Annotated in this window: 13 protein-coding genes; 5 read left to right on the top strand and 8 right to left on the bottom strand. The window is 68.9% G+C overall.

From position 1 onward, the window contains the following. Nucleotides 1–11 precede the first annotated feature (11 nt). Nucleotides 12–1229, bottom strand: coding sequence for a bifunctional phosphopantothenoylcysteine decarboxylase/phosphopantothenate--cysteine ligase CoaBC (gene coaBC / locus LQZ87_RS06060; protein WP_230102569.1), 1218 nt, complete (start codon nucleotides 1227–1229; stop codon nucleotides 12–14). A gap of 145 nt (nucleotides 1230–1374) precedes the next feature. Between coaBC and LQZ87_RS06055 the strand changes: the two genes are divergently transcribed. Continuing rightward, nucleotides 1375–2109 (top strand): NRDE family protein, encoded by a 735-nt coding sequence (locus tag LQZ87_RS06055; RefSeq protein WP_230102568.1) that lies wholly within the window; start codon nucleotides 1375–1377, stop codon nucleotides 2107–2109. 24 nt (nucleotides 2110–2133) lie between these two features. On the opposite strand, the gene LQZ87_RS06050 is transcribed toward LQZ87_RS06055, so the two are convergent. Next, nucleotides 2134–3105 carry a helix-turn-helix domain-containing protein gene (locus tag LQZ87_RS06050; RefSeq protein WP_230102567.1) on the bottom strand — a complete coding sequence of 324 codons (972 nt, stop codon included), beginning with the start codon at nucleotides 3103–3105 and terminating at the stop codon, nucleotides 2134–2136. Between the two features lie 103 nt (nucleotides 3106–3208). Here LQZ87_RS06050 and LQZ87_RS06045 point away from each other — a divergent pair, with 103 nt between their 5' ends. Further along, a complete protein-coding gene (locus tag LQZ87_RS06045; protein ID WP_230102566.1) occupies nucleotides 3209–3370 on the top strand; it encodes a hypothetical protein in 162 nt (53 codons plus the stop codon). A gap of 17 nt (nucleotides 3371–3387) precedes the next feature. Here LQZ87_RS06045 and LQZ87_RS06040 read toward each other — a convergent pair whose 3' ends face one another. From LQZ87_RS06040 to LQZ87_RS06030, 3 genes are read right to left on the bottom strand one after another with little or no spacing between them, the layout of a single operon-like run. After that, nucleotides 3388–4518, bottom strand: a complete 1131-nt coding sequence (locus LQZ87_RS06040; RefSeq protein WP_230102565.1) for an AI-2E family transporter — start codon at nucleotides 4516–4518, stop codon at nucleotides 3388–3390. 23 nt (nucleotides 4519–4541) lie between these two features. Continuing rightward, nucleotides 4542–5774 carry a glycosyltransferase family 4 protein gene (locus tag LQZ87_RS06035; protein ID WP_230102564.1) on the bottom strand — a complete coding sequence of 411 codons (1233 nt, stop codon included), beginning with the start codon at nucleotides 5772–5774 and terminating at the stop codon, nucleotides 4542–4544. Nucleotides 5775–5786: 12 nt separating this feature from the next. Beyond that, nucleotides 5787–6968, bottom strand: a complete 1182-nt coding sequence (locus tag LQZ87_RS06030) for a glycosyltransferase (RefSeq protein ID WP_230102563.1) — start codon at nucleotides 6966–6968, stop codon at nucleotides 5787–5789. Between the two features lie 143 nt (nucleotides 6969–7111). Here LQZ87_RS06030 and LQZ87_RS06025 point away from each other — a divergent pair, with 143 nt between their 5' ends. The 3 genes from LQZ87_RS06025 to LQZ87_RS06015 are packed head-to-tail and all read left to right on the top strand — an operon-like array spanning nucleotide 7112 to nucleotide 8675. Next, nucleotides 7112–7699: a hypothetical protein gene (locus LQZ87_RS06025; protein WP_230102562.1), complete on the top strand. Its 588-nt coding sequence runs from the start codon at nucleotides 7112–7114 to the stop codon at nucleotides 7697–7699. Nucleotides 7700–7743: 44 nt separating this feature from the next. Then, a complete protein-coding gene (locus LQZ87_RS06020; protein ID WP_230102561.1) occupies nucleotides 7744–7926 on the top strand; it encodes a hypothetical protein in 183 nt (60 codons plus the stop codon). A 47-nt stretch (nucleotides 7927–7973) separates the two neighbouring features. After that, nucleotides 7974–8675 carry a Pr6Pr family membrane protein gene (locus LQZ87_RS06015; RefSeq protein ID WP_230102560.1) on the top strand — a complete coding sequence of 234 codons (702 nt, stop codon included), beginning with the start codon at nucleotides 7974–7976 and terminating at the stop codon, nucleotides 8673–8675. On the opposite strand, the gene LQZ87_RS06010 is transcribed toward LQZ87_RS06015, so the two are convergent. From LQZ87_RS06010 to LQZ87_RS06000, 3 genes are all read right to left on the bottom strand, one after another. Continuing rightward, nucleotides 8635–10017: an FAD-dependent oxidoreductase gene (locus LQZ87_RS06010; protein WP_230102559.1), complete on the bottom strand. Its 1383-nt coding sequence runs from the start codon at nucleotides 10015–10017 to the stop codon at nucleotides 8635–8637. The genes LQZ87_RS06015 and LQZ87_RS06010 overlap by 41 nt on opposite strands. Nucleotides 10018–10066: 49 nt before the next feature. Continuing rightward, nucleotides 10067–11218, bottom strand: coding sequence for an MFS transporter (locus tag LQZ87_RS06005; RefSeq protein ID WP_230102558.1), 1152 nt, complete (start codon nucleotides 11216–11218; stop codon nucleotides 10067–10069). A 96-nt stretch (nucleotides 11219–11314) separates the two neighbouring features. Then, a complete protein-coding gene (locus LQZ87_RS06000) occupies nucleotides 11315–12367 on the bottom strand; it encodes a tripartite tricarboxylate transporter substrate-binding protein (protein ID WP_230102557.1) in 1053 nt (350 codons plus the stop codon). Nucleotides 12368–12463: the final 96 nt, after the last annotated feature.

Here is a 12463-nt window from a genome sequence, read left to right as displayed (position 1 = left end):
TGGAGGACTCCTTACAAAGTTGAGCGTTGTTGACTCAAGTTTACCACTGCGTCCCAGATCGCGCGAGCGACTTCCGGCTTCGAGCCGGCGGCGGATGCGACGACCGTGCCGCCATCGCCGATCACCTCGACCGCGTTGTCCGGGTTCTCGAACCCGTGCTCGGCGTCGGCGCGGTTCACCGCGAGCAGGTCGACGCCCTTGCGCTCCCTCTTGCGCGCGGCTCGCTCGCGACGGGCCGCCGGGTCGGTCAGCGTCTCGGCCGCGAAGGCGACGATCACCTGCCCGTCGGGCCGAGAGGCTGCGAGCCCGGCGACGATGTCGTCGTTCTCGACGAGATCGATGCGATCGAGGACGCCTTCCTCCTTCGTGAGCTTCTGATCCGATGCGCGCGCCGGCCGGTAGTCGGCGACCGCGGCGGCCATGACGACGATGTCGGCGGATGCCGCGGCATCCCTCATCGCGTCGCCGAGCTCGGCGGCCGTGCCGATGAGGCGGACGTCGATCTGCGGATGCTTCGCCGCGGCGAGCACATCGCCCGAGATGTTCGCGGCGACCAAAATGACGCGAGCGCCGCGGGCTGCGGCTTCTGCAGCGAGTGCGACCCCCTGCCGCCCGCTCGAACGGTTGCCGAGGAAGCGCACCGGGTCGATGGGCTCGCGCGTGCCGCCGGCGGACACGGCGACAGTGCGGCCGGCGAGGGCCTGCGGCGTGAGCAGGGCGAGTGCTTCGTCGAAGAGCTCCTCGGGTTCCAGCATCCGCCCTGGTCCCGAATCGCCGCCGGTCAGCTCGCCATCACCGGGGCCGAGGATGTGCACGCCGCGTTCTCGGAGGATTTCGATGTTCGCCTGCGTGGACGGATGCCGCCACATCTCGGTATGCATCGCCGGGGCGATCGCCACAGGGGCGGTCGTTGCGAGCAGCGTGGTGCCGAGCAGGTCGTCGGCGAGACCGGCGGTCATCCTCGCGATCGTGTTCGCGGTGGCCGGGGCGACGATGACGAGATCGGCAGCCTGGCCCAGGGCGACGTGCCGAACGCGGGCGACGTCGTCGTGCACGCTGGTCGTGACGGTGTTGCGGCTGATGGCCTCCCAGGTCGGGAGCCCGACGAAGCGGAGCGCATCCTCCGTGGGGATGACCGTCACCTCGTGGCCGGCCTTGATCAGCAGCCGCACCAGCCGCACCGTCTTGTACGCGGCGATGCCGCCTGTGACTCCGACGACGATGTTCATGGTTCGATTCTGCCCCAGCGCCGTACGGACCGGGCTGGCGGGACCCCGATCCGCCGAACAGTTCACGATCAGCGGAGGAATGCGGCCGATCAGCCCGCGTATCGGGCAGGGATCCGCAGATCGTACGCCGACATAGACTCGAAGCGTGTGCACGGTCGTGATCGATGTCGCAGAGCAGGCGACCAATGGAACCATCGGCTCCCGGCTGCTCGCCGTGCGGGACGAAGACCCCGAACGCGCGTGGGATTCGCTCGGCCCATGGTGGCCAGAGCAGTACCCGGGCGTGATCGGCATCCGTGATCGCCGAGCCGGAGGCGCATGGCTCGCCGTCGACCGGACGACGCACCGCCTCGCTGTGCTGCTGAACCGCGCCGACGTGCTCGGTCTGCCGGAGGACCAGGTGCGCAGTCGCGGCAGCCTCGCCCTGGAATCGGTCGCCGGTCGCTCCCCCGCAGGCCCGCTGCCGATGCACGGCTTCAACCTGCTCGAGGTCAGCCCGGATGCCGCGCGCGTGCTGTCCTGGGACGGGCAGGAGCTCACCGAGACGCCGGTGCCGCACGGGGTGCACATGATCGCGCATGACGGGTTGGATGACCCGGCGACCGCTCGCATCGCCCGCTGGCTGCCGGAGTTTCGAGCACGCGCTGCGCGGGCGGACGACTGGGAGCAGCGGTGGATCGACCTGCTCGCGGCATCCGCAGAGCTGGATCCGACCGATGACGCCGCGATCATCCGCGACAACCGACCGCACGGGTATCCGACGCAGTCGCTGCTGTACTGCGTCGCCGACATCGGAGACCACGGCGTCGAGATCACCGAGTCCAACCTCACCGCGCCCGGCCACTGGGCTGAGCGCACTGGGCTGAGCGCACTGGGCTGAGCGCACTGGGCTGGGACCGCGCGGTCAGGCCACCGCGCCCGCCGTCACGCACGAGAACGTCGCACGGTACGCCGTCGGCGTCGTGCCGAGCACGCGCGCGAAGTTCTGCCGCAGCACCGCCGCTGAGCCGAACCCGCACTCGACCGCGATCTCGTCCAGCGCGAGGTCGGTGCGCTCGAGCATCCGCTGCGCCTGGATGATCCGTTGGCGAGCGAGCCAGGCGGCCGGAGTCGCACCGTGCTCGGCCTTGAATCTGCGCGCGAACGTGCGCGGCGACATCAGCGCGCGCGATGCGAGGTGTTCGACGGTCAGGTCGTCGCGCAGGTTCTCCAGCGCCCAGGTGGTGACATCGGCGAGCGCATCGCCGTGGTCGATCGGGAGAGGACGGTCGATGAACTGCGCCTGACCGCCGTCGCGCTGCGGCGGGACGACCATGCGCCGTGCGATCCGGTTGGTGAGCTCGGCGCCGAGCTCCTGCCGCAGCAGATGCAGGCAGGCGTCGAGGCCCGCGGCGGTGCCGGCGCTCGTGATGATGCGCCCGTCCTGCACGTACAGCACGTCGGGGTCGATGGCGACCTGCGGGAACATCGCCGCCATGGCATCCGCGTACATCCAGTGCGTCGTCGCACGGCGTCCGTCGAGCACCCCGGCCTCGCCGAGGACGAAGGATCCGCTGCAGACGCTCAGCAACCACGCATCCCGGTCGGCGGCATCCCGCACGGCATCGAGCACGCGCGGATCGGTACTGCCCCACCACTCCCGCGGAATCGGGCACACGACGACGAGGTCGGCTTCGTACGCGAACGAGAGGTCGTGCTCGACATTGACGGAGAAGCCGCCGATCTTCGAGACGACGGGTCCGATCTCGGCCGCGACGACCCGGAAGTCGAAGTTCGGGACCCCGTCATCCGACCGGTCGAGACCGAACGCCTCGCAGGCGACGCCGAACTCGAACGGCGCGAATCCGTTCTGGATGATGCAGGCGACGGTCTTCATGGATGCTCCCTCGCAGTGCGGGAAATCGGATTGGCAGTTTTCCGCTCGTCATTGTCCATCCTGCCACTCGTGGCATGAATCAGACAAGCGTAGCTTTTCTGCCATGATCCTCATCATCCTTCTCGCAGCACTCGCCCTCATCGGACTCATCGCCACGTTCATCGAGGTTCACCGCGACGGCTTCCGTCCGGTCGCGACGGACTGGACCCGGGTCGCCGAGCACGACGTCGTAGGCGTCTCCGCCCAGCCGGGCTCTTACCGCTGAGCCCGCCTCTAGTGCGCTCAGCGCTGCCAGATCCAGCGGCGCCGTCGGCGCGGACGCACGAGCACCGGCTCCGGCTCCGGCGGCGGAGGAACAGCCGTCCGATCGCCGCTGACCCAGCGCAACCACAGCGCATCGGGGTTGCCCTCGAGGATCAGGGCTCGGGCCAGCAGGGTCAGCGGGATCGACAGGATCGCCCCGAGCGGCCCGATCACGAAGGTCCAGAAGATCACCGAGAAGAAGCTCAGCGTGAGGCTGAGATCCACGGCATCGCTCACGAACTTCGGCTGCACGAGCACCTGCAGCACGACGTTGACGACGCAGTAGACCGCGATCACGCCGAGCAGCAGCGGCCAGCCGCCGACGGCGTAGGCGAGGATCGCCGGCGGCACCAACCCCAGGATGAAGCCGATGTTCGGGATGAAATTCGTCACGAACGCGAGAATCGCCCAGACGATCGGCGCCGGAACACCCATCCACCACAGGGCGAGTCCGTCGATGATCGCCACGATCGTGCCGAAGGCGGCGTTGACGACGTAGTACCGGCGGATGCCGCGGTTGAGGAACGCGATGCGGCCGATGACGTGGCTGCGGGTCGCACCGAAGACAGCGGGCGCGTGGCGGTAGCGGGCAGCATCCACCGTCATGAAGATGATGTATGCGAAGACGAAGAACAGTGCCGTGGCGACGGCGACGACCGTGCCGCCGACGTTCTGCACGAGCCGCATCAGGTTGGCGGGGGCGAGCAGGGCCGTGACGGCATCCGTCGCCTCCTGGCCGAACCCGACATCGTTCAGCCACGCGACGAACAGGTCGAGCTGGCGGGTCACCTGGCCGTCCGACGTGAGACCGACGACGAGATGCGCGAACTGATTGCCGGCGAACCACAGCAGGGCGCCCATCGCCAGCAGGATCACGTAGGCCAGCGCGATCACGATCGTCGAGCCCAGCCACGACGGCAGCCCGCGGCGCATCAGCGGCATCCGCACCGGCTCGCAGATGATGACGATCACCATCGCCAGGGCGATGGGTCCGACCACTTCGCGGGCGAACGAGAGACCGGCGATCACGACCACGGTCGCCGCGAGCGCCAGCAGCACGCGCAGGCTCGGGGAGAGCATCCGGTCGGTGGAGGGCGCAGGGCTGCTCATCGGCCCAGCGTATCCTCCGAGCCTCAGCCGGCCGCGAGAACGCGCTCGTATATCTCGACCATCGCTGCGGTACGAGACGACTGGCGGAAGGCCTCGGCGACCTCGGGGTCGGGCGTCGGCGCTTCTCCGTTTCGGATCTCGGATGCCGCCGCCCTCAGCGTCGCGGCGAGCGCGCTGACGGAACCGTCCGGGACGGCCCACAGTCCACTTCGAAGCTCGGCGGCGATGTCGGGGTCGCTGACGATGGTCGGCGTGCCGAGGGCGGCCGCCTCGAATGGCGTCATGCCCTGCGTCTCGAATCCGATCGAGGTCTGCACGACGGCATCCGCTGCCGCGATCCGCGTAAGCGTCTCGGCATAGGGAAGGCGTCCGACGAATCGGATGCCGGCGTGCCCCTTGGCGATCCTCTCCGCCGCGCGCAGCTGCCCTCCACCGCCGATGACCTCGATGTCGGCATCCACCTGCGACATGACGACCGCCTCGAGGAACGGCAGGAGTCGCTTCTCGGGGCTCATGCGCCCGAGCCAGATGAATCGGGGGCGGCGCGCCGGCGAGACATCGCTTCCTGCACGAGACCCCATGTCTGGCGTGGTGTCTCGCTTCGATGATGGTTTCTCGGCGAGCACCGAAGCGAGGAGTTCGTCGTCGATGCCGTTCCAGACGACGTCGACGTTCGGGAACACGTCGTGCTGCTCGAGCCGACGAGCGAAGTGCCCTGACGGCGCCGTGACGGCGCTGGAGCCCTGAGCGATGCCGCGCAGGAACGCCCAGCCGTCGCTGCCCGAGACGGGTCGGCCGATGCCGCGCATCGACTGCCGCCGCCACAGATTGAGCACGGCGAGCACCTGCCGGTGCAGCGGTGTGACAGCGGCCATGCCGACGTCGACCCGGTTGTGCATCGTGTGGACGACGGGGATGCCGTGGCGGTGGGCGAACCGGTGGCCGATGAACGCCCCCCAGAAATCGGCCTGCACGTGCACGAGATCGACCGGCGGATGCAGCGCGAACGTCCGGTCGAGGAACCGGTCGGTGCGACGACCCGGCCACGACATCGAGTACTCGCGGTCGAGGGTTATCGGGATGGAGGGGAGGTCGAAGGGGTTCGGCCATCCGAAGACGCTGCCGTTGTGCATCTTCGGCGCGACCACCGTCACCGTGTGCCCTGCGCGCTCGAGGTACTGCTTCTGCAGCCGCATCGACACCTGCGCCCCGCCCAGGGACGCGAGGTGCTGATCGCCGAAGAAGACGATGTGCATCGGACCGCTCCGCTACTTCGGCAGCGGCTGGTCGCGGTACAGCGCCTCGAACGTGTCGAGCGTGCGGTTGATGTCGTGCACGATGACGCCGTCCAGGGATGCCTGCTGCATCCGCTCGTACTCCGTTGGCTCAGCCGTGAAGACGTCGGTCAGGCGCGCGGCGAGCTCGTTCGCGTTGCCCGGCTCGAAGAGGTACCCGTTCTCGCCGTCGTGCACGAGGTGCGGAAGGGCGACGGCATCGGCGGCGACGACCGGCAGGGCGGATGCCATCGCCTCCATCGTCGCGATGGACTGCAGCTCGGCGATCGAGGCGATGACGAACAGGCTCGCGCGCGACAGCACGGCGCGAAGCTCCTCATCGGTCGTTCGGCCGTGGAACGTGACGCGATCGGACAGGCCGAGCTCGCCGGTGAGTCGTTCGAGGCTCTTGCGCTGATCTCCGCCGCCCACGATGTCGAAGCTGACATCGAGCGCGGGGTCGAGCTTCGTCATGGCCTCGAGGATGACCTCGACCTGCTTCTCAGCGGTCAGGCGGCCGACGAAGACCATCCGGTTCTTCTCGCGCTGCCCCATCGTCGGGGTGTACTGCGTGCGGTCGATGCCGCAGCTCACCGGAATCACGCCGCTGACCTCGACCGTGCGCTCGAGGAAGTCGGCTGCGCGGCGGGTCGGGGTGGTGATCGCGCGGGTGAGGTCGAACGTGCGCTTGGCATCCGCCCACGCGAACTTCAGCACGATGTCGTCGACGAACTTCGGCATCGTGGTGTGGTCGAGGATGTTCTCGGCCATTACGTGGTTGGTCGCGATCACAGGGATTCCGCGTTGATGCGCGATGCGCGAGAGACCACGGCCGATCACGATGTGCGACTGGATGTGCACGACATCCGGCTTGACCCGGTCGAGCACCTTGCGCGCATAGTGCTTGGATCGCCACGGCCACACGAAGCGCAGCCAGTCGTGCGGCGCCCAGCGGACGGACGGCAGACGGTGCAGCGTCATCGGCTCGCCCTCGATGACCTCGGTGGCCGGGGCCGCTCTGCGGTACTTCCGGTTCGGGGCGACGACGTGCACGTCGTGCCCGCGCTGCACGAGCCCTGCGGCCAGGCGCTCAGCGAACCGTGCGGCCCCGTTGATGTCAGGGGCGAAGGTGTCGCAGCCGATGAGGATCTTCAGCGGAGCGTCAGGGGAGGTCACGAATATGCAGCCTTCGGGGTACGGAGGGACCGGGATCGGGCGCTGGCCACTCTACCTGAGCGACCTGCGGGCGCCGGGCTCCCTCGCCGTGGCAGCACCCGGGCGCTGAGCCGCCTCCGAGGAGCATCCTCTACCGTGTGATCATGCGCATCACCAGCTCCGCAGACCCGCAGCTCTGGATCCCTGTCACCGACTCGTTCGGCTGGAAGGGACGCCGGCATCGCAAAGCGGCGATCAGGATGCTGATGGGCCAGGCTCTGCAGCGAGGGCAGAACCCGCTCCCCCGAGCGGCGGGCGCCGGCGCGTGGATCGTCAGCCAGTTCGCCCCGGCGATGATGAAGCGTGCGGACGGCCGCGTGCTGGTGTGGACGTGGAAGGCCGACCCCGAGCTCGTCGTCGCGATGGCGAACACACAGGAGCTGACCAACGACGTGCGCCGCGCTCGCGCGATGATGCCGATCGAGTACGACGACACCGCGACGTTCACCACGGTGCTCGGCGCCGGCGAGAAGCTCGTGATGTCCTTCCCCTCGCAGCCCGCTCAGCCGCCGTTCGCGACGTACACGTGGGACACCGGCTCGCACCTGATCACGCTCACGGCGGTCGGGGGCGACCGAGAACGGTTCGGCACCCTGATTCCCGCGCTCGACGACCTGGCCCGAAGCATCCGCATCGCCGACGACCTCACCGGCGGCGAATCGCCGGACGTGCTCCGCCTGCCGCCCGCCTGATCGGTCTGAAATCGATGCTGCGGCGCTACGGTCCATCGACCCACGTGCGCCGCACTCCGCACCCGACCGATCGCCGCGCGGTGCTCGTCGAGCTCACGGACTCCGCTCGCGAGACCATGGCGACAATGCAGCGCGAGCACGTCGAGCTCAACGAGACCCTGCTCTCGGCGATCACGCCGGACGACCGCCGGTGGCGCCGTTCGCACGCGCTCAGGCCCACTCCGTAGACTCGCCGGATGACGTTCCCGCGCGTCGGAGAGGAGCCCACGAGACGGTGAGGTCACGGATCACGTTCGGCGTGCTTCGCCTGGCCACGGCCGCCATCTGTCTGATCGCGCTCGTTCATCGCCTGTTCTGGGGGCTCAGCTCGCAGACGATCGCCGGGAACAACTTCTTCGCGTACCTCACTGTGGAGTCGAACATCGGGCTCGTCGTCGTGCTCGTGTTCGGTGGCATCCTGGCGCTCCGCCGAGCGACCGATCCTCGGTGGTTCAGCGTCGCCCTCGCACTCGTCCTCACCTGGACCATCACCGCCGGGCTCGCGTTCGCTCTGATCGTCTGGCAGGCGGGGCTCCGCGGCATCCGCGTCGATGTGCCGTGGTCGGATCAGGTCCTGCACTTCTGGTTGCCGGCTTTCACGGCGATCGCGTGGACCCTCACCCCCGGTCACCGTTCGGTGCCATGGTGGATCGTGCCCGGCTGCCTGGCGTTCCCTCTCGCATGGGGTGGCGTGACCATGTGGCGCGGCCCGCTGATCGGCTGGTACCCGTACTACTTCCTCGACCCGCGCCAAGTGACCGGATTCGGGGAGTTCGCACTCACGAGCGGCGTCGCACTGGCGATCTTCGCGCTCGTCGCGGCTGTTCTCGCGCTGATCAGCCGGATCAGTCCGGCGAAGGCGGATCGACCGAAGGTCCGCCGCGACCGGAAGAAGGTCAGTCGGTCTCCGGAGGCAGGAACGGCGCCAGCGACGTGAGAGCGGCGACGAGCGCCGCCTGCTCGTCGAGCTCCGCGAACTCCTCGGCCGCCGCACCGCCGACGACGCCGACCAGGATGCCGGCGCCGGTGCTGGGCTGGAGGTTGATCCAGGTCCGCACCAGCTGGTCGGCTTCGCCGCCGATGGAGTGCCAGATCGTGGCATCCGTGTCCCAGAACGGCTCGTCGTAGCGCAGCCAGATCATCTCGATGTGGCCCATGCCGAGCGCGTTGATGGCGCCACGATGCGTGAAGGGCAGCGGTGGGGAGAAGTCGATCCGCTCGCTCTGGAGAACACCGAGCGGGACGGTGATGACGACGCGATCGAACGACGTGGACTCGCCGGTGCCGAGCCGCAGACTGACTCCGGCGTCGTCGTAGGCGACTCGGGTCACCGGCGTCGACAGCGTGAGCTGTGCGTTCGACAGCAGCTCTCTGATGTGCGCGTCGAAGTCGCCGACCACCGCCCTGAGCGCGGCTGAGGGCAGCGCAGGCGGGAACCAGGACGACAGGGACTCCGCATCGGCGCCGGCCGTGGTGGTGAGGTAGGCGAGCAGCCCGGCGAGGCTCGGATCTTCGAGGTCGGCGCCCGCGTCGGTGAGAGCCTCGGCGAGGGAGACATCGGTGGGGAGCTTGCCCGCAGCCGTGATCGCCGTGGCGAGCGGGGTCGTGGCGACCGCTTCGATGTCGCCGTCCGGCGCACGCCAGAGAGCGGATGCCAGCTCCACCGTCTCCGGCAGACCGAGCTCCTCGCGGCCGGCCTCCTCGCCTTCGGCGAGCGCAGGAAGCAGCCAGCCTCCGAGCTGGATCGGCGTCGCCCATTCGTCGTCGACGCGCGACGGCGTGCGTCCGCCGACGCTCTCCCTCGCTTCGAGCACGGTGACCTGGAGGTCGGCGTCCCTGAGGCTCGCGGCGACGGCGGCACCGGCCAGGCCGGCACCGATCACGGCGATCCGCTCGCCGGCCAGGGCCGACGCCCGCAGGCGCATCGCGGCGCTCTCGCCGGAGTGGATCGCCCCGCGGATCGTGCCGGGGTTGTCGGCATCCGTCGCCTCGCCCGCGAAGAACACCCGTCCTTCGACGGGCTCCGCAAGCCGCTCGCGCGCATCGCCCTGCACGCCGACCCGCGTGAAGCTCACTGCCCCGCGCGAGTAAGGGTCGCTTCCCCAGGTGCTGCGAACGCTGGATGCTGGGGCCGGAACGGCCGTCGTCGGCAGCGGTGAAGGGGTACCCGTGTTCGTCGCAGTAGGGGTGGGCTTCGGCTCCGGGGTGCACGAAACCAGCAGAACGCCGAGCGCGCCGGCTCCGGCGCCGATCAGCAGCTGGCGACGCGTCATCCTCATCCGCGCCAGACTACCCGCTTCTGCCGCGACTTCTTTCGAACCCCGGGCATCAGGCGGGATCGGTGGGACGCGGACGCATCAGCAGCGCGGGAACTGCCGACACGACCGCGACGATCGAGGTCGCGACCGCCGCAGAGGGCAGTACGAACACTAGTGCGCCGATGCCCACGGGCGTGACGAGCAGCGAGATGGCGCGGAAGGTGCCGATCATGGCGATCGCACGGCCGCGTTCCTCGGGCCCCACGGCCTCGGAGCCGAGCGCTGGGCCAAGGGTCTGCAGAATGCCGGCGCCGATACCCGAGATCACGAGGAAGACGCCCGCCCAGATGAGGTCTGACAGCAGATAGACCATCACAGCGACCCCGGCCGCGGCGAGCACGGTGCCGACTATCGCCGATGCACGGACGCCGGCACGGCGGACGAGAGGTGCCGCCGCGGAACCGCCGAGCGCGGCGAGGTTCGCTATCGTCGTCATGACGCCGGCGACAGGGATCGAGTGCCCCGCCGCGGTGACGAGCACCGGCAGGTACGAGTTGAGGATGCCGCGCCACGCGCCCGCCGCGGCCCCCATCCATCCGGAGGCGACGACTCCGGGTCGACGCCAGATCGGAACCGTCGAACCGCTCGACTGCGCGCCCGCCTTCACGAAAGGCTCGTACGCGCTGAGGAAGAGGCAAACCGGAATCGCGACGCCGGCGACGGCACCCGCGACTGCCAGCCCGAGCTGCAGCGATGCGGCGCCGATGAAGCCGGCCACGACGGGACCCACGAGCAGCCCGACGCCGTTGGTGACGTTCATGATGGTCAGCGCCGACACGGCCGGACGCGTGCCACGGATCACGTGAGTCTGCGTGCCGGTGAAGAAGTACGCGCGAGCGGCTCCCTGGAGCAACTGCGAGACGACGAACGCCCACAGCGCATGCGTGACGGCTAGCAGGAGGCAGGACGCACTGAGCAGGCTGAGCGAGGCGAGGATGAACGACCGCGTCCGGAAGCGCTCCATGAGGGCTCCCATGCCGGCGCGCGCAATGATCTGCGTGATCGCCGACACCCCGATGAGGAAGCCGACCGCTCCCAGGCTGTACCCGGCGGCGGATGCCATGAGCGGCACGAGAACCGTGGCCATGCCGAGGCTCACCGAGAACAGGAAGATCGTCGTTTCGGAGAAGACGTCCTCGCTCAACTGCGACCTGTTGTGCACGCTTCCTCCTGGAACCGGACTCGTCTCATGGTGCGGCCCCTCGGCCCCCGCCGATCCGGCGGAGCCGAGGGGCTCGGGGAACCACCGTTTCGGGGGTCAATAGGACGACTTGAGAACCTCGATGAAGTCGTCGGAGAGTTCGTCGAACGACGTCACGACGTCGTTCTTGAGCTCCTCGCCCGAGAGGTACGAGATCTCGCGCTGCATCTTCTCGGCCTGCGCGAGCACGTCGGCATCCTCGACCGCGGAGGCCAGGGCGTCCTGGAGGCAGGTCAGGGTTGCATCGGGCACACCGGCCGGAGCAACCAGGGGGCGACCGAAGGCCGTCAGCGCCTTCACGCCATCGATGATGCCTTGCGCGTCCTCGTCGAGGTCGAGGTCGGAGAACACCGCGGCGTCCGGCGCGTCGGCAGGAGCCTCCTCGGCGAACGAGAGCACTCCGGTCGTCTCACCGCTCTTGATGCTTGCGCGGCGGCTGTCAAGCGGGCCGGCGATCGCGTCGACATTTCCCTGGATCAGCGCGAGGTCGGTCTCGGACTGTCCGTTGAAGCCCACGACGACCTGGCTGTTCTTCAGGTCGAAGGCCTTGATCAGGGCGTTGGCGACGATGTAGTCGGATGATCCGCGGCCGGTCGAGCCGAACTTGAAGCCGTCGCTGTCGACGACGTCGTCCCAGTTCTGGTAGTCGCCATTGGCGTTGGTGGTCACCACGAGGTCGTCGACGGCGACGCGGCCGATGTAGCTGAGGTCGTCGAACCCGAACGTGGGCCCGTCGGCGCCGGCGAGGATCGCCGCGGCGGCGCCGGTGCCGTTCACGATGGCGATCTGTGTACCGTCGGCGGGAGCCGCGGTGAGTTGATTGATAGCGAGCAACCCGCCCGCGCCTGGCTTGTTGACCGGCACGACCGTCGCATCGAGAGCCTTCTCGAGGCCGGGAAGGATGACGCGAGCGAGGATGTCATAGCCGCCGCCGGCGTCATAGGGGATGACGAGATCGATCGTCTTGCCCTTGAGGGCGCTGCATCCGCCCGCGCCGGACTGGCCGCCTGCGCCGGCCGCCGGGTTGTTGGAGCAGCCGGTCAGGGCGAGGGAGCCGATCACGGCAACGCCTGTGATGAGGCTGGCGATTCGGGTCGTGCGTCGTGACATGATGACACCTTCCTTGGAGTTTCTGTCGAACGGGGACGGTCGTCCGGCGCGGGTTGCCGAGCGATGCGGGTGGGGTGGTGCGAGGGACTTCGGAAC

The sequence above is a fragment of the Microbacterium sp. Bi121 genome (assembly GCF_918698005.1).
Classification (GTDB): domain Bacteria; phylum Actinomycetota; class Actinomycetes; order Actinomycetales; family Microbacteriaceae; genus Microbacterium.
The sequence above is the reverse complement of the archived record's forward strand: the minus strand, read 5'-3'. Positions and strand labels throughout refer to the sequence as shown.

Excerpts from the sequence above, each read along its gene's own strand:
- LQZ87_RS06045 (WP_230102566.1), top strand. The coding sequence starts at position 3,209 with ATGATCCTCATCATCCTTCTCGCAGCACTCGCCCTCATCGGACTCATC.
- LQZ87_RS06050 (WP_230102567.1), bottom strand. The coding sequence starts at position 3,105 with ATGAAGACCGTCGCCTGCATCATCCAGAACGGATTCGCGCCGTTCGAG.
- LQZ87_RS06025 (WP_230102562.1), top strand. The coding sequence starts at position 7,112 with ATGCGCATCACCAGCTCCGCAGACCCGCAGCTCTGGATCCCTGTCACC.
- LQZ87_RS06010 (WP_230102559.1), bottom strand. The coding sequence starts at position 10,017 with ATGAGGATGACGCGTCGCCAGCTGCTGATCGGCGCCGGAGCCGGCGCG.
- LQZ87_RS06000 (WP_230102557.1), bottom strand. The coding sequence starts at position 12,367 with ATGTCACGACGCACGACCCGAATCGCCAGCCTCATCACAGGCGTTGCC.
- LQZ87_RS06035 (WP_230102564.1), bottom strand. The coding sequence starts at position 5,774 with ATGCACATCGTCTTCTTCGGCGATCAGCACCTCGCGTCCCTGGGCGGG.
- coaBC (WP_230102569.1), bottom strand. The coding sequence starts at position 1,229 with ATGAACATCGTCGTCGGAGTCACAGGCGGCATCGCCGCGTACAAGACG.
- LQZ87_RS06040 (WP_230102565.1), bottom strand. The coding sequence starts at position 4,518 with ATGAGCAGCCCTGCGCCCTCCACCGACCGGATGCTCTCCCCGAGCCTG.